The 21,127-nt window shown below is 72.1% G+C and carries 23 protein-coding genes and 1 pseudogene; 11 read left to right on the plus strand and 13 right to left on the minus strand.

Annotated elements, in window-relative coordinates:
- Nucleotides 1-15 precede the first annotated feature (15 nt).
- The gene (mtrA, locus tag ABR571_RS06715) at nt 16-705 is read right to left on the minus strand and encodes an MtrAB system response regulator MtrA (protein WP_409452411.1); all 690 of its coding nucleotides are present in this window, start codon (nt 703-705) and stop codon (nt 16-18) included.
- A gap of 124 nt (nt 706-829) precedes the next feature.
- Here mtrA and ABR571_RS06720 point away from each other — a divergent pair, with 124 nt between their 5' ends.
- The 5 genes from ABR571_RS06720 to ABR571_RS06740 are packed head-to-tail and all read left to right on the plus strand — an operon-like array spanning nt 830 to nt 5,680.
- Entirely contained in the window at nt 830-1,666 is an 837-nt protein-coding gene (locus ABR571_RS06720) for a hypothetical protein (RefSeq protein ID WP_409452412.1), read from the plus strand.
- Nucleotides 1,660-2,310: a DUF4129 domain-containing protein gene (locus ABR571_RS06725; protein ID WP_409452413.1), complete on the plus strand. Its 651-nt coding sequence runs from the start codon at nt 1,660-1,662 to the stop codon at nt 2,308-2,310. The genes ABR571_RS06720 and ABR571_RS06725 overlap by 7 nt, the downstream gene beginning before the upstream one ends.
- A complete protein-coding gene (locus ABR571_RS06730) occupies nt 2,307-3,449 on the plus strand; it encodes a DUF4350 domain-containing protein (protein WP_409452414.1) in 1,143 nt (380 codons plus the stop codon). Before ABR571_RS06725 ends, ABR571_RS06730 begins: the two co-directional genes overlap by 4 nt.
- Complete coding sequence (locus ABR571_RS06735; RefSeq protein ID WP_409452415.1) at nt 3,446-4,396, plus strand: AAA family ATPase; 951 nt, start codon at nt 3,446-3,448, stop codon at nt 4,394-4,396. The genes ABR571_RS06730 and ABR571_RS06735 overlap by 4 nt, the downstream gene beginning before the upstream one ends.
- A complete protein-coding gene (locus ABR571_RS06740; RefSeq protein ID WP_409452416.1) occupies nt 4,397-5,680 on the plus strand; it encodes a DUF58 domain-containing protein in 1,284 nt (427 codons plus the stop codon). It begins immediately after the preceding gene.
- Nucleotides 5,681-5,689: 9 nt separating this feature from the next.
- On the opposite strand, the gene ABR571_RS06745 is transcribed toward ABR571_RS06740, so the two are convergent.
- Nucleotides 5,690-6,682, minus strand: coding sequence for a stage II sporulation protein M (locus ABR571_RS06745; protein ID WP_409452417.1), 993 nt, complete (start codon nt 6,680-6,682; stop codon nt 5,690-5,692).
- Between the two features lie 121 nt (nt 6,683-6,803).
- Between ABR571_RS06745 and ABR571_RS06750 the strand changes: the two genes are divergently transcribed.
- The 4 genes from ABR571_RS06750 to ABR571_RS06765 all read left to right on the plus strand — a co-directional run bounded on the left by ABR571_RS06750 (nt 6,804) and on the right by ABR571_RS06765 (nt 9,775).
- Nucleotides 6,804-7,733: an RDD family protein gene (locus ABR571_RS06750; protein WP_409452418.1), complete on the plus strand. Its 930-nt coding sequence runs from the start codon at nt 6,804-6,806 to the stop codon at nt 7,731-7,733.
- 103 nt (nt 7,734-7,836) lie between these two features.
- Nucleotides 7,837-8,619: an SGNH/GDSL hydrolase family protein gene (locus tag ABR571_RS06755; protein ID WP_409452419.1), complete on the plus strand. Its 783-nt coding sequence runs from the start codon at nt 7,837-7,839 to the stop codon at nt 8,617-8,619.
- A 132-nt stretch (nt 8,620-8,751) separates the two neighbouring features.
- Nucleotides 8,752-9,312 carry a DUF6529 family protein gene (locus ABR571_RS06760; protein WP_409452420.1) on the plus strand — a complete coding sequence of 187 codons (561 nt, stop codon included), beginning with the start codon at nt 8,752-8,754 and terminating at the stop codon, nt 9,310-9,312.
- Between the two features lie 22 nt (nt 9,313-9,334).
- Entirely contained in the window at nt 9,335-9,775 is a 441-nt protein-coding gene (locus ABR571_RS06765) for a Rieske (2Fe-2S) protein (protein WP_409452421.1), read from the plus strand.
- A gap of 191 nt (nt 9,776-9,966) precedes the next feature.
- Here the strand turns inward: ABR571_RS06765 and ahcY are convergent, their stop codons facing one another.
- From ahcY to ABR571_RS06805, 8 genes and pseudogenes are all read right to left on the minus strand, one after another.
- On the minus strand, nt 9,967-11,448 hold the full coding sequence (gene ahcY / locus ABR571_RS06770; RefSeq protein ID WP_409452437.1) for an adenosylhomocysteinase: 1,482 nt from the start codon (nt 11,446-11,448) through the stop codon (nt 9,967-9,969).
- 186 nt (nt 11,449-11,634) lie between these two features.
- Nucleotides 11,635-11,820 (minus strand): annotated as a pseudogene (locus tag ABR571_RS06775) (MerR family transcriptional regulator); the annotation flags it as partial.
- A gap of 48 nt (nt 11,821-11,868) precedes the next feature.
- On the minus strand, nt 11,869-13,014 hold the full coding sequence (gene manA / locus ABR571_RS06780) for a mannose-6-phosphate isomerase, class I (protein WP_409452422.1): 1,146 nt from the start codon (nt 13,012-13,014) through the stop codon (nt 11,869-11,871).
- Nucleotides 13,011-13,919 (minus strand): cation diffusion facilitator family transporter, encoded by a 909-nt coding sequence (locus ABR571_RS06785; RefSeq protein WP_409452423.1) that lies wholly within the window; start codon nt 13,917-13,919, stop codon nt 13,011-13,013. Before ABR571_RS06785 ends, manA begins: the two co-directional genes overlap by 4 nt.
- A gap of 34 nt (nt 13,920-13,953) precedes the next feature.
- On the minus strand, nt 13,954-15,102 hold the full coding sequence (locus tag ABR571_RS06790; protein WP_409452424.1) for a hypothetical protein: 1,149 nt from the start codon (nt 15,100-15,102) through the stop codon (nt 13,954-13,956).
- Nucleotides 15,099-15,314 carry a Trm112 family protein gene (locus ABR571_RS06795; RefSeq protein WP_409452425.1) on the minus strand — a complete coding sequence of 72 codons (216 nt, stop codon included), beginning with the start codon at nt 15,312-15,314 and terminating at the stop codon, nt 15,099-15,101. Before ABR571_RS06795 ends, ABR571_RS06790 begins: the two co-directional genes overlap by 4 nt.
- A 15-nt stretch (nt 15,315-15,329) precedes the next feature.
- Nucleotides 15,330-16,703 (minus strand): phosphomannomutase/phosphoglucomutase, encoded by a 1,374-nt coding sequence (locus ABR571_RS06800; protein WP_409452426.1) that lies wholly within the window; start codon nt 16,701-16,703, stop codon nt 15,330-15,332.
- Nucleotides 16,704-16,732: 29 nt separating this feature from the next.
- On the minus strand, nt 16,733-17,086 hold the full coding sequence (locus tag ABR571_RS06805) for a DUF3499 domain-containing protein (protein WP_409452427.1): 354 nt from the start codon (nt 17,084-17,086) through the stop codon (nt 16,733-16,735).
- A 115-nt stretch (nt 17,087-17,201) separates the two neighbouring features.
- Here ABR571_RS06805 and ABR571_RS06810 point away from each other — a divergent pair, with 115 nt between their 5' ends.
- Nucleotides 17,202-17,666 carry a metallopeptidase family protein gene (locus ABR571_RS06810; protein WP_409452428.1) on the plus strand — a complete coding sequence of 155 codons (465 nt, stop codon included), beginning with the start codon at nt 17,202-17,204 and terminating at the stop codon, nt 17,664-17,666.
- Nucleotides 17,667-17,680: 14 nt separating this feature from the next.
- Here the strand turns inward: ABR571_RS06810 and ABR571_RS06815 are convergent, their stop codons facing one another.
- The 3 genes from ABR571_RS06815 to ABR571_RS06825 form a co-directional block, all read right to left on the minus strand.
- Nucleotides 17,681-17,917, minus strand: coding sequence for a WhiB family transcriptional regulator (locus ABR571_RS06815; protein ID WP_409452438.1), 237 nt, complete (start codon nt 17,915-17,917; stop codon nt 17,681-17,683).
- Between the two features lie 208 nt (nt 17,918-18,125).
- Nucleotides 18,126-18,521 carry an Imm1 family immunity protein gene (locus ABR571_RS06820; RefSeq protein ID WP_409452429.1) on the minus strand — a complete coding sequence of 132 codons (396 nt, stop codon included), beginning with the start codon at nt 18,519-18,521 and terminating at the stop codon, nt 18,126-18,128.
- An 81-nt stretch (nt 18,522-18,602) separates the two neighbouring features.
- The gene (locus tag ABR571_RS06825) at nt 18,603-19,517 is read right to left on the minus strand and encodes a LysR family transcriptional regulator (protein ID WP_409452430.1); all 915 of its coding nucleotides are present in this window, start codon (nt 19,515-19,517) and stop codon (nt 18,603-18,605) included.
- Between the two features lie 55 nt (nt 19,518-19,572).
- On the opposite strand from ABR571_RS06825, the gene ABR571_RS06830 reads away from it, so the two are divergent.
- Nucleotides 19,573-21,096 carry an aldehyde dehydrogenase family protein gene (locus ABR571_RS06830; RefSeq protein ID WP_409452431.1) on the plus strand — a complete coding sequence of 508 codons (1,524 nt, stop codon included), beginning with the start codon at nt 19,573-19,575 and terminating at the stop codon, nt 21,094-21,096.
- The last annotated feature ends 31 nt before the right edge of the window (nt 21,097-21,127 follow it).

Genomic DNA, 21,127 nt, shown 5'->3' on the forward strand with positions numbered 1-21,127 from the left:
CGCACCGGCGGCGAATCACGGCGGCCCCGCCTTGTACCCGACCCCGCGGACGGTGAGGACGACCTCAGGCCGCTCGGGATCGCGCTCGACCTTCGCCCGCAGGCGCTGCACGTGGACGTTCACCAGCCGGGTGTCGGCGGCGTGCCGGTAACCCCACACCTGCTCGAGCAACACCTCGCGGGTGAACACCTGCCGCGGCTTGCGGGCCAGTGCCACGAGGAGGTCGAACTCGAGCGGAGTCAGCGCGATCGGGCTGCCTCCGCGCCGCACCTGGTGCGCCTGGACGTCGATCTCGACCGGTGAGTCGGGCGGCCCGATGGTGAGCGTCTCGCTGGCGACGTCCTCGTGATGGCGCAGCCGGGCCCGCATCCGGGCGATGAGCTCCTTCGGCTTGAACGGCTTCATCACGTAGTCGTCGGCGCCGGACTCGAGGCCGAGGACGACGTCCACGGTGTCGGTCTTGGCGGTCAGCATGATGATCGGCGTTCCGCTCTCGGCCCGGATGGCCCGGCACACGTCGATGCCCGAGAGCCCCGGCAGCATGAGGTCGAGCAGGACGATGTCCGGCTTCGTCTCGCGGAAGGCTTGCAGGGCGCGGGAGCCGTCGGCCACGAAGGCCGGCTCGAACTGGTCGGTGCGCAGCACGATGCCGAGCATCTCGGCGAGCGCAGCGTCGTCGTCGACCACGAGAACGCGAGGTTTCACGGGCCCATCGTGTCATCCCGCAGCCAGGATGTCGGGCATCCCGCCCCCCGGCCGTCCACACCCGCCCGGTGGGCACGCCAAGATGGGGGCGATCATCTACGCGGCAGGCAACGAGGAGGTGGGCATGACGCACCCGCGCCCGGCGCCCATTCGCCCGCTCGGCGTGGGCGAGATCCTCGACGGCGCCGTTCGCCTCGTGCGTGACAACGCTCGGGGCACACTGACGATCAGCGTGCCGTTCGCCATCGCCCGTGCGGGCCTGGCCGCCCTGTTGCAGTACGCCGCGATCGAGGCCACAACGGCACAGACGCTCACCGTCATCGGGGGCCTGCTCCTGGGCGTCGCGCTCGGCACGGTGCTGACGGGACTGCTCGCCCCGCTGTTCAGCAGCGCTCTGCTGGGCGCCCGGATGACCGCCGGCCAGGCGGTCCGACGGGTTGGTGGCCGTGCGGCATGGCGCTTGGCCGTGCTCGCGCTGCTCGTGACGGTCGCCGAGGGCGTCGGGCTCGTCGCCTTCGGCGTCGGCGGCGTCTACCTGTGGGGCATCTGGGCCGTTGCCGCACCGGCGTTGGTCCTCGAGCGGACGACCGTGCGGGGGGCCTTGAGCCGCACACGTCGCCTGGTCGAGGGCACGTTCTGGCGGGTCTGGGGCATTCGTGCGTTGGGCTGGGTGCTGACCACCGTGCTGGGCTTTTTCATCGCGCTGCCGTTCGAGCTGCTCGCCGGCTATGTGACCGGCGCGAACCTGTTCGACCCGGCCGGCGGCGTCACGCACCCGGGGCTGTACGTGACGATCGTGGCCGTCGGGTCGCTGCTGTCCGGCGTGATCGTCGCGCCGATCGCCGCGGCCGTCGACGTGCTGCTTTACACCGATCTGCGCATGCGCAAGGAGGGCATGGACATCGTCCTGGCACTGCCTCCGTGGCAGCCCCAGGCCGTTCCACCGGTGACAGCATGGTGATCGGCGTCAGGACCGACGCCGGGCCGGTCGGCGGCGACGCCGCGCAGCGGGCCGCCAGGGCCGAACTGACGCACCGCGAATACCACCGCGACGACCCGGGCTGGGTGACGCGCGTCGCCCGCTGGGTCGGCCGTCGGCTGGCCGACCTGTTCACGGGGACCGGCGGCGCGCATGCGTTGTTGATCGTGGGCATCGTCGCCGCGGTGATAGTCATCGTCCTGGCCGTGCGCGCCGGAGTACCTACTCGCCGCGGCTCCATTGGCGACGCGGACGGGCTCGACCCGTTGGCGCCGGTGGCGGCCCGCGACCACCGGCGGATCGCGGCCGCCCTGACGGCGGACGGCCGCCGGGCCGAGGCACTGCGCGAGTGGCTCCGCGCCGCCGTCGCCTCCATCGAGGAGCGTGGGATCCTGCCGCCGCGGCCCGGTCGCACCGGCGCCGCAACGGCGCGCGAGGCCGGCCCGTTGCTCCCGGCCGTCGCCATGGATCTCGCCGCGGCCACTCGGGCGTTCGACGAGGTGTGGTTCGGCGGCCGTGAGGCGACTGACGCCGACGTCGCCGCCGGGCGCGCCGCCGCGGACGGCGTGCTCACCGCCCGGGCGGCTGCCGGCGCCGGCACGCCCGGAATCGCCATCCCGTGGTGAGCGCCGACGAGGTGAGGTCTGCGCCGTTGGTGCGGCCGTGGTGGCGGGGGGCCCGACTGTGGGTCCTGCTCGTCGCCGTGTTGATCGCCGGTGGCGCCGCCGCCGCCACGCTCGCCGACGAACCCGGCCGTCCGCTCGATCCGGCGTCGGCCCACAAGAACGGCGGCAAGGCGCTCGCGCGGTTGCTCGAGCACTACGGCGCCGGCGTCACGGCGACCCGCAGCGTCGATTCCGCGCTCGGCCATCCCGGCGCCGCCGTGCTCGTCACCGCGCCGAACGACTACTCGACCGCGCAGCTGCGGCGACTGGCCGCGGCCTCGACCCGCCTGGTGCTGGTGCGGCCCGGCACGCGGGCCGGCAACGCGGTCGCGGCCGGCCTCGAACCCGGCGTCGTCGACGGTTCGGACATCGCGCAGTGCAGCGACCGCGGTGCGGCGGCGGCCGGTTCCGTCGACTTCCCCGGCGACACCCTCGGCTATACGCCGGGCAGCAGCGGAGCGGTCGCCTGCTTCGGCGGCGGAGTGCTGCTCGCCGCGCGGCTCGCGGTGCTCGGGTCGTCGGACATGCTTCGCAACGACCATCTCGACGACGACGGCATTGCCGCCCTCGACATCAACGTGATCACCGACAGCCGCCGGCTGACCCAGGTCACCTGGTTGCTGCCCGGTGCCGACACCGCCGGTCCCGGACCGGCGTCGGTCTGGGACCTGTTCCCGTCCGGCGCCTACCGGGCCTTCTGGTGGCTCGCCGCAGTCGCTGCGCTGACGGCACTCTGGCGGGCGCGGCGCCTCGGCGGGGTGGTGCCCGAGCCGCTACCGGTCGTGGTCCGCTCGGCCGAGGTCGTCGAGGGCCACGGCCGGCTCTACGCCCGAGCCGGCGCGCGTGACCGTGCCGCCGCCGCGCTGCGCTCGGCCACCACTACGCGTCTCGCTGTCCGGCTCGGCCTACCGCGGGGCGCGCCGGCCGAGCAGGTCGCCGTGGCGGCGGCCGCCGTCGTCCACGGCAGCCCGGCACAGCTTGCCGGGCTGCTGGCCGGGGCGGCGCCCGTCGACGACGCCGCGTTGGTGCGGTTGGCGACAGAACTGGACCATCTGGAGTCCGCCGTCGGCGGCGGGCTGAGCGAAGGGACGACATCGTGACGCAGGCGCGCGACGGGCTGATCAGGCTGCGGACGGAGGTGGGCAAGGCCGTCGTCGGGCAGGACGCGGCGGTCACCGGTCTGCTGATCGGCCTGCTGTGCCGTGGGCACGTCCTGATCGAGGGTGTGCCTGGCGTCGCCAAGACCCTGCTCGTGCGGGCGCTCGCGGCGGCATTGGATCTGCGGACGACGCGGATCCAGTTCACCGCCGATCTGATGCCGGGTGACGTGACGGGCTCACTGATCTACGACGCCGGGTCGAGCCGCTTCGTCTTCCGTGAGGGGCCGGTCTTCACCAACCTGCTGCTCGCCGACGAGATAAACCGGACGCCACCCAAGACGCAGTCGGCGCTGCTGGAGGCGATGGAGGAGCGGCAGGTCAGCGTCGACGGCGCTCCGCGCCCGCTGCCCAACCCGTTCTGCGTCATCGCCACCCAGAACCCCGTCGAGTACGAGGGCACCTACCCGCTGCCGGAGGCGCAGCTCGACCGGTTCCTCGTGAAGCTCACGATGCCGCTGCCCGACCGCGAGACGGAGACGCGGGTGCTCGCCGCGCACGCCGCCGGCTTCGACCCGCGCGATCTCGCGGGAGCGGGTATCGCGCCGGTGGCGTCGGCCGCCGAGCTCACCGCGGCGACGGTCGACGTGCAGCGGGTGCGGATCGATCCGGCGATCCTCGGCTACATCGTCGAGCTGGCCCGCGCGACGCGTGCGGCGCCCTCGGCCGCTCTCGGCGTCTCGCCGCGCGGGGCGACCGCGTTGCTGGCGACGTCGCGCGCGTGGGCCTGGTTGTCCGGCCGCGACTTCGTGACGCCTGACGACGTCCAGTCGCTCGCCCGGCCGACCTTCCGGCACCGGATCCAGCTGCGGCCCGAGGCCGAGCTGGAGGGGGTCACCGTCGACGGGATCCTCGAGTCCGTCCTCGCCTCCGTCCCCGTCCCGCGCTAAATGGTGCTCAGCGGGCGGTTGGTGGCGCTCGCCGCCGTCGGCGTGCTGCTCGCCGCCTGGTCGGCGGCCGCGGTGCTGATCTACGCCGGCCTGCTCGTCGCGGGAATCGTCGTCGACCTCGGCCTGTCCGCCCGCATCGCCTCGCTGCGCCTGCGCCGCGACGCCAGCAGCCCCGTCCGGCTCACCGAGCAGGGTGAGACGGTCCTGACCTTCGCCAACGGCGGGCGGCGCACGCTGCGTGCGGTGGTCCGCGATGCGTGGGTGCCGTCGGCCGGGGCGTCGCCGCACAGCCAGCCGGTGACGGTGCCGCCCGGCGAACGGCGGCGGGTTGCCACCGCGCTCGTTCCGACCCGGCGGGGCGAGCGGCACACCGGGCGGGTGACGGTCCGGTCCTGCGGCCCGCTCGGTCTCGCCGCCCGGCAACGGCAGCTCGACGTGCCGGGCAGGCTGCAGGTGCTGCCGGCGTTCGGGTCCCGGCGGTTCCTGCCCGAGAAGCTCTCGCGGCTACGGCAGATCGACGGCGCGGTGCTGGTGCGTCAGCGCGGGCAGGGCAGCGAGTTCGACTCGCTGCGCAGCTATGTGATCGGCGACGACGTGCGGGCCATCGACTGGCGGGCGACCGCCCGGTCGCGGGATCTCGTCGTGCGCACCTGGCGGCCCGAGCGGGACCGGCACATCGTCCTGGCCATCGACACGGGACGGTCGTCGGCGGGCCGGCTGGGCGACGAGCCGCGGCTCGATGCGGCGCTGGACGCATCCCTGCTGCTCGGGGCGCTCGCCGCGCGGGCCGGCGACCGCGTGGCGCTGGTGGCCGCCGACACCGCGGTGCGCGCCCGGCTCGGCCTCGCGACCGGGCGTGACGTGCTTCCGCGGCTGGTCGGCGCGCTGGCACCCCTCGAGCCGGCGCTGGTCGAGACCGATCCGCAGTTGCTGGCCGCCGAAGTGCTGCGCCAGGTCTCCAAGCGCTCGCTCGTCGTGCTGTTCAGTGCGCTCGACACTGCGGCCGACACCGGGCTGCTACCGGCGGCCCGGGTGCTGGCCGGGCGGCACGAGGTGGTCGTCGCGTCGGCGTCCGACCCGGCGTTGGGCGTGCTGGCGGCGGCCCGGACGGATCCGGGCGACGTGTACACCGCGGCCGCGGCCGAGCTGACCCTCGCGCGGCGGACCGCGGTCGTCGACCAGCTGCGCCGCCTGGGCGCGCACGTGGTGGACGCCGGTGCCGACGTGTTCGCGTCCAAGGTGGCTGACGCCTACCTCGACCTCAAAGCCGCCGGCCGCCTGTGAGCCGACGGATCACACCGGCAGGTAGGCGCCGCGCTCGTCGTCGAGCAGATCACCGGTCGCGCCGGAGCGCAGGCCGCGGCGGCCGAGGACGATCACGTACGTGAGGAAGGCGATCTCGGCGACCGCGCCGATACCGATGCGGGCCCATGTGGGCAGTCCTGAGGGCGTCACGAACGCTTCGATGACGCCGGAGACGAGCAGGACGCCGGCCAGCCCGAGCGCCGCCACACCGGCCGTCCGGCCGGCCTCCCCCAGTGCCTGCGCCCGCGGGAGGCGCCCCGGGGCGATCCACGCCCATCCCGTGCGCAACCCGATCCCGGCCGACACGAAGATCGCGCTGAGCTCCAGCAAGCCGTGTGGCAGCAGCAGCCCGAACAGGATCGTCCCCTTGCCCGCCCCGAGCATGATGCCGCCGACCAGCCCGACGTTGACCGTGTTCTGCCACAGGACGTACAGCGTGCCGATCAGCGTCACGCCGAGGAACAGCGCCATGGCGGCGACGAGCGCGTTGTTCGTCCACACGTGAGCGGCGAAGTCCCGCGCCGGATGTTCGGAGTAGTAGTCGCGGAACTCGTGATCGACGAGGTCGTGGACCCGATCGCCCGGGAGCACCCTATGCACCCGATCGGGGTGCGCGCGCAGCCAGAGCATCATCGCCGCCGAGACCCCCACGCTGGCCAGTGCGGTCGCCACCGACCAGCGCCAGGTGCGATAGACGGTCACCGGGAAGTCGACGGCGACGCCGCGCGCCAACGCCGACCAGCCGCGGACGCGCGGCGTTCCCACCGTCGCCGCCCGCGCCCGCGACAGCAGTCGGGACAGCCGTGCGGTGAGCAGCGGATCCGGCGCACGCGTCTGCACGAGGGACAGGTGGGTGGCGACCTGTCGGTACAGCGCCACCAGCTCGTCGGCCTCGGCACCGTCGAGGCGGCGGCGCGCGGCGAGCTCGTCCAGGCGCTGCCATTCGGCGGAGTGCCGGGCGATGAAGGTGTCGACGTCCACGGTGCCGCGCAGTTTACGGCCCCGCCCTGCGGGGGTCGCGATCTTGTGCAGACTCGCGGGCAGCCGCCCGCGAGTCTGCACAAGATCGGGGCCGGGAACCGCGCGATCTAGAGTGCCAAGGATGGAACCGAACGGGCCCGGCCTGATCTCCGGCGAGGGGGTGCGGCTCGCGCTCTCGCCGGCCGGCGTGGGGTCCCGCGTCATCGCCGCCGCTGTGGACGCCGTGGTCCAGGCGGTGGCGCTCTTCGTCCTCATCCTCCTCGACGCCGCCGTCGCCAACAGCGCCGACTCGGCCGCCGTCGGGGCCGTCGTCATCGTGGAAGCGGTGCTCGTCCTCGCCGGTTATCCCATCGCCGCCGAGTGGCTGAGCCGCGGGCGGACGCTCGGCAAGGCTGCGCTGGGCCTACGGGTTGTCCGCGACGACGGCGGCCCGATCGGCTTCCGGCACGCGCTCGTGCGGGGGTTGGCCGGCCTGATCCTCGAGAAGCCGGGCCTCCTGGCGCCGCTGACCACCATTGCCGGTCTGTTCACCATGAGCAGCAGCGCGCGCGAGAAACGTATCGGCGACATGATGGCCGGCACCGTCGTCCTCAACGAGCGCTCGGCACCGCAGGCCCTGGCCCCGCTGCCGGCCTGGGTTCCGATTCCGCTGCAACCCTGGGTGCTCTCACTCGACCTGCACCGACTGGACGACGGGCTCGCCTTGAGCACCCGGCAGTTCGTCACCCGCGCTCACGCGATGAGCCTGCCGGCGCAGGCCGCGGTCGGGGAGGACCTGCGGCAGCGCGTTCTCGCGGTGACGGCCCCTCCGCCGCCGCCGGGCACTCCGACGCCGGCGCTGCTGCTGAGCGTCCTGGCCGAGCGCCGCCGCCGCGCCGAGCTGGCGGTGGCGGTGGCGGCCCAGCGTCCGGTGACCCCGCAGCAAATGCCGGTTCACCACCGTCCGCAACAACAGCCGCCGCATCCGCCGCCGGGGGCCGCGCCTCCCCTACCGCGCCCCGTCCCGCCGGTCCCACCCTCCCCGTCCGGACCTTTCGCGCCGCCGGCCTGACCAAGATCGTCCAATTCGCGCCCCCGTTACGCAGATTTTAGTTACTTGCTGGTACGGATGAGACCCCGATCACATCCCGGAGGTCTACGTGCGCAGATTCCGCTTGCCTTTACTCACCGCCGCGGCGTTCGCGCTGACGGGGTTCGTCGCCATCGTTCCGGCGAGCGCCGCCGGCGCCAACTACGTCGCCCTCGGTGACTCGTACGCCTCCGGCGTCGGCTCGGGCAGCTACACCGCCGAGAGCGGATCCTGTCTGCGCAGCACGCTCGCCTTCTCCCAGCTGTGGGCCAACGGCCACGCCCCGTCGTCGTACCGGTCGGTGGCCTGCTCCGGCGCCAAGACCACCGACGTCAACGCCAACCAGCTGTCGGCGCTGAGCTCGTCGACGACGCTGGTCAGCATCGTGATCGGCGGCAACGACGTCGGCTTCTCCCAGGTGATGCAGGACTGCGTGCTGTACAGCACCGACACGTGCGTCAGCGAGGTCAACGCCGCGGAGACCAAGGCCCGCAACGAGCTGCCCGCCTGGCTCGACACCACCTACAACGGCATCCGCAGCCACGCGCCGAACGCCCGGGTGATTGTCGTCGACTACCCGCGCTTCTATCACGACCTCTGGTACTGCGTCGGCCTCAGCTCCACCGACCGCAACAAGATCAACGAAGGCGCCGACGTGCTCGACGGCGTCATCTCCGCCGCAGCGACACGGCACAGCTTCAGCTTCGCCGACGTGCGCCCGGCATTCGCGGCCGGCCACGAGATCTGCGACAGCGGGTCCTGGCTGCACTCCATCGACTGGAGCAACGTCACCCAGTCCTACCACCCGACCGCGGCCGGGCAGTCCGGCGGCTATCTGCCGGCGTTCACCGCACTCGCCGGCGCCTGAGCCGACCGACGACGGCCCGGACCCGCGCCGCGGGTTCGGGCCGTCGCCGTGTCCAGCGCGGGCGCCGGTGCCGTAGGACCGTTGCCCGAGCCGCCGCGCGGTGCCAGGCTTCGACGAACCTCGGGGGGAGTCATGGCAACGGTTGACCGGCCGCAACGCCGCGGAGCGGCCCTCGCCGGCGTCCTGCTCGCCGGTTCCGCGGTCGCGCTCGCCCTCGGGGTGTACGGCAAGGAGCACGACCCGGCGCTGAAGCCGCTGTTCCTGGCCGGGTTCTCCGGAATGCTCCAACTCAAGAGCTGGCTCGCCACCCTCGCGCTCGTCCTGGTCCTGCTGCAGGTGGCGACGGCGGTGTGGATGTTCGGACGACCGCCGGGTGCCCGGAGCGCACCGGGCTGGGTCAGCCCGGTGCACCGCTGGAGCGGCAGCATCGCCTTCACCGTCCTCATCCCGGTGGTGCTGCATTGCCTGTGGTCATTGGGGTTCGCGACCACATCCACCCGCGTGTTGCTGCACAGCGTCGCCGGCTGCGCCTTCTACGGCGCGTACACCGCGAAGATGCTGGGCTTGCGCGTGCGGGGCCTACCGGGCTGGGCGGTGCCGGTCCTGGGCGGCGCGGTCTTCGCCAGCTTCGTGCTGCTGTGGCTGACGTCCGCACTGTGGTTTTTCACCCGATCCGGGCTTGCGCTGACCTGACCGTTCCGGCCGAGGAGGCCCGATGTCCGATGAAGTGACCCGCCGTTCGGCGCTGACCGCGACCGGCACCGTTGTGGTGGGTGGCGTGGTCGGCTTCGTCGTCGCGCGCAATAGTGCTGTCGCGAAGGACGCCAAGGGGACGACGGCCGCGAACGCCTACGGCAATGCTCCGGCAGCGGCAGGCAAGGCGCTGGCCCCGTTGGAGAAGATCCCGGCCAACGGCGGCCTCGTGGTGGGCCGCGTCGTCCTCACCCGCGGCGCGGGAATCGACGTGCACGCCTTCTCGGCCGTGTGCCCGCACCAAGGCTGCCTGGTCGACCGGGTCGCGAACGGCACGATCGACTGCCCGTGCCACGGCAGCCGCTTCGACGCGACCACCGGCAAGCGGGTCGCCGGGCCGGCCCAGAGCCCGCTGGCCGCGGTCGCGGTCACCGTCCGCGACGGGCAGGTGTTCTCGGCATGAGCATCTGGACCAAGCTGCCCACGTTGCTCTGGCTCCTGGCCGCCGGCTTCGGAATCGGAGTCCTGATCGCCCTCAAGTAGCGGCTGGAAGCGGGGAAAAACGTCGGCACCCCCCAGCCGAAGCTGGAAGGTGCCGACAGCAGTGAAGTCCGGAGAGGCGGGGTCCGCTACTAGGAGCGGGCGAAGCCCCTCCTAGTAGCGGTAGTGCTCGGGCTTGTACGGGCCGGCGACGTCGACGCCGATGTACTCGGCCTGCTCCTTGCTCAGCTGGGTGAGCTTGGCACCGACCGCGTCGAGGTGCAGCCGGGCGACCTTCTCGTCGAGGTGCTTCGGCAGCGTCGTGACCGTGGGCTTGCCGTCGACGATGTAGGCGTCCTTGTTCTTGTGCATCTCGATCTGGGCGATCGTCTGGTTGGAGAACGACGCGCTCATCACGAAGCTCGGGTGACCGGTGGCGTTGCCGAGGTTCAACAGGCGCCCCTCGCTCAGCACGATGATCGAGTGACCGTCCGGGTAGACCCACTCGTGCACCTGGGGCTTGACCTCGATCTTCTTGATGCCCGGGGTCTTGGCCAGGCCGGCGATGTCGATCTCGTTGTCGAAGTGGCCGATGTTGCCGACGATGGCCTGATGCTTCATCTGGCTCATGTGGTCGGCCATGATGATGTCCTTGTTGCCGGTCGTGGTGATGAAGATGTCGGCCTTGTGCACGACGTCTTCGAGCGTGACGACCTCGAGCCCGTCCATGGCAGCCTGCAGCGCGCAGATCGGGTCGACCTCGGTGACGACGACGCGGGCGCCCTGGCCCCGCAGCGACTCGACCGAGCCCTTGCCGACGTCGCCGTAGCCGCAGACGACGGCGAGCTTGCCGGCGATCATGACGTCGGTGCCGCGGTTGATGCCGTCGATGAGCGAGTGGCGGCAGCCGTACTTGTTGTCGAACTTGCTCTTGGTGACCGAGTCGTTGACGTTGATCGCCGGGAACAGCAGCGTGCCGGCCTTCTCGAACTCGTACAGGCGGTGGACGCCGGTGGTGGTCTCTTCGGTGACACCGATGATGTTGGCGCCCATGCGGGTGTACTTACCGGGGTGCTCGGCCAGTGAGCGGCGCAGCGTCTCGAGGATGATCGTGTACTCCTCGGAGTCGTTCTCGTCCGCCTGCGGGACGACGCCTGCGGCCTCGTACTCGGTGCCCATGTGGATCAGCAGCGTGGCGTCGCCACCGTCATCGACGATGGAGTCCGGGCCGGTGCCGTCGGGCCAGGTGAGCATCTGCTCGGTGCACCACCAGTACTCCTCCAGGGTCTCGCCCTTCCAAGCGAAGACCGGGATGCCCGTGGGGTTGTCGGGGGTGCCGTCCTTGCCGACGACAACGGCGGCCGCGGCGTGGTCCTGGGTCGAGAAGATGTTGCAGCTGACCCAGCGGACGTCGGCGCCGAGGGCGGCCAGCGTCTCGATGAGGACGGCGGTCTGCACGGTCATGTGCAGCGAGCCGGCGACCTTCTTGCCCTTGAGCGGCTGGGACGGGCCGAACTCGCGACGCAGGGCCATCAGCCCGGGCATCTCGTGCTCGGCGAGCTGGATCTCCTTGCGGCCGAACTCGGCGAGGGACAGGTCGGCGACCTTGAAGTCGGTGACGCTGCCGGCCGTGTCGGGGGTCAGGGTGATGCTCACGTGCTCTCCTTCTGCTGGGGACTGCCCTGGGTCTGTTGCGGACGTCGTGTCGGGGGTGGCGAGGCGGCGGTAGATGCCGGCGCCCGGCGGTGCGGCGGAGCGGTGGATCGGACCGAACCAGTCATCGACCGCGCGCGCGAGTTGCGGATCGGACCGCATCCGCAGCTCGAAGGCGATGTCGGTGATGCCCAGATGGTGCGCGTCGATCAGTTCGCGCAGTTTCTGGAGCCGCTCGATCTGCCGCGGCCCGTAGTGTCGATGACCGCCCGTGGTGCGCAGCGTGGCCACCAGGCCGGCCTGCTCCAGGTACCGCAGCATCCGCTGCGACCAACCGGTCGCCTCGGCCGCCTGCTGAATGGTCAAGGACTGCATCACCAGCGAACTTACCACAGTCGTGTCAGGTTTGCCCGCTGCCGGCGGTCACGAGCGTCGAAGCGCCCCCGTTCCAACGGTTGCGACAAAGAGGAGGCCGCGGCCGCTGACCCTCGTCGACTCCCCGGCGGGAACGAACGCCGCCCGCCCCGCAGTCAGCGCCACCGGGCCGACGCTCACTTCGCCCTCAACGGCCAGGACGATCGCCGGGCCCGGGTCGTCCAGCCCGGTGGCCTCGTCCACCTCGAGTCGGGTCAGCGCGAAGTCGGGGACGGGGACGTCGAACCGGCCCCCGATCGGCGCCTGGCGAGGCTCGGCCAGCTCGCTGAAGTCGGTGATGCGCAGTACTTCATCGACGTCGACGTGCTTGGTGGTCAGGCCGCACCGCAGGACGTTGTCGCTGTTGGCCATGATCTCGACACCGGTGCCGCGGAGGTAGGCGTGCACGTTGCCCGCGCCGAGATAGATCGCTTCCCCCGGTTCGAGGCGGACGTCGTTGAGCAGCAGGGTCAGCACGGCCCCGATGTCACCAGGGAAGTCCTCGCTCGCGATGCGCGCGGCGTGCAGCGGTCCGTCCCCGGCGCCGGCGGCCCGCCGGGCGAGCGCGTCGGCCAGGCCGGACGGATCCGGGTGCGTGAGGATCGCGGTGAACGCCGATCGCAGCGGGTCGGCGCCCCGCAGCCTCTCGGCGAGGAAGGCGAGCTCGGGCACGGCCAGGTCGTCGAGCAGCTCGAGCGTCGCGGCGACCGGCCGGAACCCGCACAGCGCGTCGAAGCGGCTCAACGCGCACAGCAGTTCCGGTTTGTGGTTGGCGTCGCGGTAGGTCCGGCTCGGCGCGTTCCGGCCGATCCCGGCCGCGTCCTCGCGGGCGAAGCCGGCCTGTGCCTGCTTCAAGTCGGGGTGCACCTGCATCGACAGCGCCTGGTCGGCGGCCAGCACCTTGAGCAGGAACGGCAGCCGGACCCCGAACTGCTCGAGCACTGCCTCGCCGAGAGCCGCCTGCGGGTCGGCGGCGATCAGCTCGTCCAGGGTGGCGCCGTGCTCGGGCACGGTCGACGGGTCGTCCGGGTGCGCACCGAACCACAGCTCGGCCGCCGGCCGGCCGTCGGGCTCGATGCCGAGCAGCGCCGGGATCGCGGTGCGCGATCCCCAGTCGTAGCGCCGTAGCGCCCCCTCCAGCAGAACTGCGCTCATGACCGATCCAGGTCGGGCTCCAGATAGATGACGCGGGCCGACGGGACGGCGCTGCGGACGCGTGCCTCGGCGTCGTCGATGGCCTGGGCGATCTGCGGCAATGTCGCGCCGCGCGGCATGGACAGCTTGGCGCCGACCAAGAGCTCGTCGGGCCCGAGGTGCATCGTCCGCAGATGGATGATGCGCTCGACGCCCGGGCCGACGAGGCCGGCCTCGATCCGGCCGAGATCGGCGGGGGACGCAGCCTCGCCGACGAGCAGGCTCTTGGTCTCGATGACCAGGACGACGGCCACGGTGATCAGCAGCGCCCCGATGGCCGTCGTGCCGATGCCGTCCCAGACCGGTTCGTCACTCAGCACGGTGACCCCGACCCCGAGCAGCGCGAGGACCAGCCCGGTGAGCGCCGCAACGTCCTCGAGCAGGACGACCGGCAGCTCCGGATTCTTCGCGTGCCGGATGAAGCCGAACCACGTGTCGTCGCCTTTGTGGTGCCGCGACTCGACCACGGCGGTCCGTAGCGAGAACGACTCGAGGCCGATGGCGACGATGAGCACCACGAACGCGATCGTCGGGCTGTCGAGGTGGTGCGGGTGGCGGATCTTCTCCACACCCTCGTAGAGCGCGAACAGGCCGCCGGCCGAGAAGAGCATCAGCGCGACGAGGAAGCCGTACACGTAGCGGTCGCGCCCGTAGCCGAACGGATGCTCGGGAGTGGCGGCGCGGCGCGCCGAGCGGCCGCCCTTGAGGAGCAGGCCCTGATTGCCCGAGTCGACGACCGAGTGCACGCCCTCGGCCAGCATGGACGACGAGCCGGTGATGCCGAACGCGACGAACTTGATAACCGCGATGCCGAGATTGGCGCCCAGGGCCGCGATGATCGCCTTTGAACCGCCCGATGCGCTCACTGCCGCCCCTGTCCTCGTCGCCGGCCGGTCATCGTCAGTGGTCGCGCTCGGCCGGTCCGCGCGAACCGGGATCGAGGCCCAGGCCGAGGGCGAGGTAGGCGGCGGTGAATTCACCGAACGCGGCGGCCGCGGCGAAGCGGGCGAGCGGGTCGCCGGCCGGCACGTCGACGCTCGACGAGGACAGCCCGAGGTTGCCGGCCAGGTCGTGCAGCGCGCGGGCGGCCCGGCGGGCGGCGACCTCGTCGAGCTGGATCTGGGCGTCCGAGCGGTCCCCCAGCAGCGTGTCGTCGGCCGAGCCGTCGTCGCCGACGACGAGCAGCCGGGGCCGGATCGGCGGCGGCTCGTCGACGCGGTCACGGAAGAAGTCGTCGACCGGAGCAGGCCCGGCGCCGCGCAGCAGCGAACCGGCGCGCGTCACGCCGTCGGGCAGGGAGACGGAGACCGACGTGACGCCGGCAAACTGCTGCAGTGCGTCGGAGATCGCCCGCGCGGCCACGCCGGCCAGCGCACCGGCACCGACGATCAGCGGAATGGCGTTGGCGAACTCGATGGCCAGCGCCTTGGCCGGGTTGACGAACGCGTTGCCGTCGGGCCGGCAGGCCTCGGCCTGCCGGTCGAGCGCGTCGGCGACCTCGATCAGCAGCCCGGACGGGATCGGGTTCACGCTCAGCGCGTCGAGCGCCTGCAGCAACGGGGTGAGCACCGACCACCGGGCGGCCCGCGGATGCAGGTCGCGGGGCAACTCGTGCAGGGGGCTGCGGCCGGCGGCGACGGCGACCTGGCTGCCGGCCGGCGCCACGACGGCCATCGCCAAACCCCGCTGCGCGCCCTCGGCCGCGAGCGCCGCCAGCCGGGGATGCCGTCCGTCGACCGACCCGATCAGCAGCGCGTCGGCGGCGCCGGCCCAGCGCGGCAGTTCTACCCCGTGCCAGGTCAGCGACGGCGTACGCGTGCAGCTCAGCCGGGTGATCAGCCGGGAGCCCGACGAGGGGGCGGAGTCCGTCGCGACGAGCATCGCGCGGGGCAGCTCACCGGTCCGGAGCGATTCGACGCCGAAGTCGCCGACCGTGTCCACCGCGCGACGCACCTGCGCCCCGGCCGTCGCCAGGGCGTACAGCAACCGCTGCTCGTCGCGCCGCTCCAGTTGCGCCGCGTCGTCCAGCAGTGCCTCGTCGAAGGTCATGTAGCTGTCGGGGTCGCCGCCACGCCGAGGCCGTTGGGGCCAGGGGTCGCCTCGTCCAACAGCAGGACCGGAATGCCGTCCTCGATCGGATAGCTGCTCAGGCAGTTCGTGCAGACGAGGACGCCGGCGCCGTCGCGCGTCTCCTCGCGTAGGGGCGCGTGGTCCTCGCTCGGGCAGGCGAGCATCTCGAGCAGGGCGGAGTCGATGGCCATCGTGTTCCCTTTCGGCTAGCCGCGGATTGCGGCGAGTGCTTCGTCGCGGGTCTGAGCCATGGCCTGCTCGGTCGGCCCTTCGACGTTCAACCGCAGCAGTGGTTCGGTGTTGGACGCGCGGACGTTGAACCAGGTGCCGTCGGGCAGCTGGACGGTGAGCCCGTCGAGCTCGTCCACCTCGGTCGCGCGGCCGGCGAAGGCCGCGCGGATCGCCTCGACCCGCGCGGCCTGGTCGTCGACCGTCGAGTTGATCTCCCCGGACGCGACGTAGCGGGTGTACTCGGCGGTGAGGTCGGCCAGGGTGCGCGGCTGCTCGCCCAGCGCGGCCAGGACGTGCATGGCGGCGAGCATGCCTGTGTCGGCGAACCAGAAGTCACGGAAGTAGTAGTGGGCCGAGTGCTCGCCACCGAACACGGCATTGACCCGCGCCATCTCGGCCTTGATGAACGAGTGCCCGACCCTTGTGCGGATCGGAACGCCGCCGTGCTCGCGCACGATCTCGGGCACCGCGTGCGAGGTGATCAGGTTGTGGATGATGGCGCTGCCCGGCGCCTTGGCCAGTTCGCGGGTGGCCACGAGGGCGGTGATGGCACTCGGCGGAACCGGCTCCCCCTTGGCATCCACCACGAAGCAGCGGTCGGCGTCGCCGTCGAAGGCGATGCCGATGTCCGCGCCCTCGGCCACGACGGCCCGCTGCAGGTCGACGATGTTCTTCGGCTCGAGCGGATTGGCCTCATGGTTGGGGAATGAGCCGTCCAATTCGAAGTAGAGCGACACCAGCGTGAGCGGCAGTGCGGGCAGGACGGCGTCGCCGAGTACGGCCGGCACGGTGTAGCCGCCCATCCCGTTGCCGGCGTCGACGACGACCTTGAGCGCACGGATGCCGGACAGGTCGACGAGCCCCCTCAGGTACTCGGCGTACAGGCGCAGCAGATCGACCTGCTCGACCGTGCCTGCGTGCTCGGCGGCCGGCAGCCCTTCGTCGAGGTAGCGCTCCGCCGCCTTGCGGATGTCAGCGAGGCCGGAGTCCTGCCCGATGGCGACGGCGTTGGCGCGGGTCATCTTGATGCCGTTGTACTGCGCCGGGTTGTGGCTGGCGGTGAACATGGCACCGGGCAGGCCGAGGTGGCCGGATGCGAAATAGAGCATGTCGGTGGAGGAGAGGCCGGCCTCGACGACCGAAGCGCCGCGGTGCAGCGCGCCCTCGGCGAACGCCCGCGCGAGGCCGGGACCGGTCTCGCGCATGTCGTGCGCCGTCACGATCTTGTCCGCGCCGGTGACATCGACGAAGCCGGCGCCGATCGCGCGGGCGATCGACTCGTCCAACTGGTCGGGGACGGTGCCGCGGACGTCGTAGGCCTTGACGAGCGCGGAGAGATCGGTCGGCACGATCGAAACCCTACCGGCGGCGTCCTGGGTCAGTGCGAGGGCGGGACGACCCGCAGGTGGCCGCGGCGGCCGGTCAGCGCATCGCCGTCGGCGGCGCGCGCGCCGGGCTCGGCCCGGGCGGCGTCGCGCACGGCGTCGGCCAGCGCCTCGAGGTCGTCGGCATGGGGGATGGGTGCGGGGAACTCCCCTTCGTGGCGCAGTACCTCCCACCCGCGGGGGACGGTCAGCCCCAGCGCGTGCTCTTCGCAGAGGTCATAGGAGTGCGGCTCGGCGAAGCTGGCGAGGGGCCCGACGACGGCGGTCAGGTCGGCGTAGGCGTAGGTCAACGTGGCGACCGCAGATCGGCCGCAGCCGGTCCGGGTACACCGCCGCACATGACGCACAGCCGGACCTTATCCCCCGGCGGTGCCCGGACCCCGGCAATCGGTGACGCGGCGTGGCCGTGTCGTCCGGCTCGGCGGCGCCGACCGTCGTCGGGCCGCTGCGTAGGGTGAATCCGTGCGAATCGAAGGGCGCCAGGGTCGACGGGCCGCGGCTCGGCCGCCGCGGCGCCGCGATCGCCGGGGCCGCGGGATCCGTGGTCACCTGGCTCCGGTCGAGGTGCCACTTCACCGCACCCGCGGCGAGGAGTTCGACGACCTGGTCATGGACGCCGTCGAGGAGCTCGAGGAGCATTGGGCGGCCGAGCTCGCCGCGCTCGAGTTCGCGGTCGAGGACGTGCCGCCGGCCGGCGACACGGCGTTCGACCCGGACACCGTCGTCGACCGGGGGGTTCCGCTCGGGCGCCTCTATCGGCAGGGGCTGCCGGAGATCGAGCAGCCGGTGATCGTCGTCTACCGGCGCCCGATCGAAGCGCGCGCGGCCGACGTCGAGGACCGCGCCGACCTCGTCTTCATGGTCGTGGTCGACCTGGCCGCCGAGTTCCTGGGCCGCGACGTCGACGAGATCGATCCGCCGAGGTAGCGCCCAGGTAGCGCTCAGACAGCCCGGCGCTTGAGGCGACGGCGCTCGCGCTCGGAGAGACCGCCCCAGATGCCGAAGCGCTCGTCGTGCTCGAGTGCATACTCGAGGCACTCACCGCGAACCTCGCAGCCCGTGCAGATTTTCTTCGCCTCGCGGGTGGACCCGCCCTTCTCGGGGAAGAACGCCTCCGGATCGGTCTGGGAGCACAGTGCGCGCTCCTGCCAGCTGGCTTCTTCGGGCAGGCCGAAGATGTCGGCGAGCTCGTCGGTGTCGGCGGCGCTGGTCAGTTCCGTCACGACGTCCTCCGAGGAGTGGAGTAGGGCTGGGGTGAAGCGGTATGTCACCGTTGAAATTACACGCGTGTCGTTCCCGTTCGTCAAGCCGGGTTGCTGCTAAATCTGTCGACCCTCGACCCACCCTCGAACCCTTAACCGGGTCAAACCGGGGAAAACCAGCACCTTAGTCGATGACGAGGGGCAAGGACGGGGTCGCTCCGGACCTGCCGTAGCCGTCGACGTAGCTGCCGGCGGCGACCACGGCAGTGGCCAGCGAGACGGTGTAGTTGCCCGGTACCTGGGTGAACGCGCCGAAGTAGTCGAACACGACCCGCTCGTCCGGCGACCCGCCGATGCTGTGGCTGGTGGTTCCCTCAGCCGACGTCCAGAGCACGACGGCCCGGTCGTTCGCGATCCCGAGGACGAGCGAGGACCCGTCCCGGCCGGTGAGTTCGAGCGCCGGGGAGCAGTCGCCGCGCAGCTGCGTCACGAGTGCGACCAGCTCGGCCACCTCGGCTCCGGCGCTCAACTCCCCCTCGACGGTGGACTGCTGGGTCGGGTCGAAGTAGCGGAACCGCACGATTGCTCTCCCGGAGTCCGAGGGGCTGGCCCGTCGAACTGACCGTACCTGCGCAATCCGGGCAACGGCAGCCTTGACCTTTCAGCCCCGGGATGCCTTCGCGCCCGACGCGACGGACAGCGCGTCCAGCACCTCGGTGACGACGGGCCGGGCCGCCACGCTCGGCCGGGCCACCGCGAGCAACCGTCGGGTGAGCGGCGGGTCGCGCAGGGGCCGGACGTCCACCCCGGCCGCGTCGTCGGGGACGGAGCGGCGCGGCAGGACCGCCACGCCGTGTCCGTGGGCCACGGCCCGCACCAGCAGCAGCATGTCGTCGGTCTCCCACCGCACCCGCGGCTCGAAGCCGGCGGTCCGGCAGGCGGCGCGGACGGCGCGGCCGCAGGCGGCGTCCTCCGGCGGCATCACCCAGTCGTTCGCGGCGAGGTCGGCCAGGCCCGCCCGCCCCCGGCCGGCTCCGGCCGGACGGACCACGACCAGGGGTTCGACGCCGAGTTCGCGCACCATGGCGGCCTCGGGCAGGGCGAGCGGCACGTAGTCGTACTCATCCACCACGGCGATGTCGACGTCACCGGTGAGCAGCAGTCCGATCCCGCGCTCCGGCTCGGCCGCCACAACAGTGACGTCGATGCCCGGGACCGACGTGCGCAGGGCGCCGACCGCGCTGGAGACGACGGTCGCCGCGGCGCTGGCGACCGAGGCCACCCGCACGGGCCCGGTCAGTGAGCCGGCCAGCCGGTCGAGATCCGCGCGGGCCGCGGCCAGGACGTCGAGGACCTGATCGGCTCGCGCGGCCAGCGCCGCCCCGGTTCCGGTCAGCACCACGCCGCGCGAAGAGCGGTCCACCAGCGTTGCGCCCGCCTCGCGCTCGAGCGCGGTGAGCTGTTGGGACACCGCCGACGGCGTCAGCCCGACCGCGCGCGCAGCGCCGGCGATCGACCCGCGCAGCCCCACCTCGCGCAGCAGCCGCAGCCGTCCTACGTCGAGTGGACTGGTCATTAGCTCAACTTACGGCATACCCTATTCTGACATAAGGAATCCCGAGGAGCGTTCGATGTCTCTGCCCGCGCACGACACTCTGACTGCCGACACCACGGCGATCCTGTCCCGCCTCGGGGTCACCGACCTCGCCGCCGACGGCGACCTCGTGGTCCGCACGCCCATCACCGGCGGAGAACTGGCCCGCCTGCGCTCCCACTCCCCCGCGCAGGTGGCGGAGACGGTCACCGCGGCCCAGGACGCTTTCCGGCAGTGGCGCACCGTGCCCGCGCCGGTCCGCGGCGCGCTGGTCCGCGAGCTCGGCGAGTTGCTGCGCGAGCACAAGGACGATCTCGGCGCCCTGGTGTCGATCGAGGCGGGCAAGATCCGCTCGGAAGGCCTCGGCGAGGTCCAGGAGATGATCGACATCTGCGATCTCGCCGTCGGGCTGTCACGACAGCTGCACGGCCTGACGATCGCGTCGGAGCGGCCGGGGCACCGGATGATGGAGCAGTGGCACCCGCTTGGTGTCGTCGGCGTGATCAGCGCCTTCAACTTCCCGGTCGCCGTATGGTCGTGGAACGCCGCGCTCGCTTTCGTCTGCGGCGACCCGGTGGTGTGGAAGCCTTCGGAGAAGACGCTGCTCACCGCCCTGGCCTGCCAGGCACTGATCGCCGAGGCCGCGCGCCGCGTCGGAGCGCCGCACGCCATCTCCGCGGTCGTGCTGGGGGGGGCCGAGGTCGGCGAGGCGCTCGTCGACGACCCGCGGGTCGCGTTGCTGAGCGCCACCGGTTCCACCCGCATGGGACGCGCCGTGGCCCCGCGGGTGGCCGGCCGCTTCGGCAAGCTCCTGCTGGAGCTGGGCGGCAACAACGCGGCCATCGTCGCCCCGTCGGCCGACCTGGATCTGACCGTCCGCGGCATCGTCTTCTCGGCGGCCGGCACCGCCGGGCAGCGCTGCACATCGCTGCGTCGCGTCATCGCGCACGCGTCGATCGCCGACGAGCTGGTCGCGCGCATCGCCGCGGCCTATGAGACCTTCCCGATCGGCTCGCCGCTCGAGGCGGGGACGCTGGTCGGCCCGCTCATCGACCGCGCGTCCTACGAGAGTTACGCGAACGCGCTCGACAAGGCCCAGGCCAACGGCGGCGAGCTTCTCGCGGGTGGGTCGCGGGTGCTGGCCGAGGAAAACCCCGACGCCTACTACGTGCAACCGACGCTGGTGCGGATGCCGACGCAGTCGGAGATCGTCCAGGCCGAGACGTTCGCGCCGATCCTCTACGTCATGACGTACAACGACTTCGACGAGGCGCTCGCGATGCACAACGACGTACCGCAGGGTCTGTCGTCGTCGATCTTCACGATGAACGTGCGCGAAGCGGAGCGGTTCCTCGCCGCGGACGGGTCGGACTGCGGCATCGCGAACGTCAACATCGGCCCGTCCGGCGCCGAGATCGGCGGCGCGTTCGGCGGCGAGAAGGACACCGGCGGCGGCCGCGAGTCGGGCTCGGACGCGTGGAAGTCCTACATGCGCCGCGCGACCAACACCGTCAACTACTCGACCGAGCTGCCGCTGGCGCAGGGCGTCGAGTTCGGCTGATCCCCGCTCCTCGCGATCTTCCTGCGCCGGC

The organism is Jatrophihabitans sp., from assembly GCF_046262535.1.
Taxonomy (GTDB): domain Bacteria; phylum Actinomycetota; class Actinomycetes; order Mycobacteriales; family Jatrophihabitantaceae; genus Jatrophihabitans.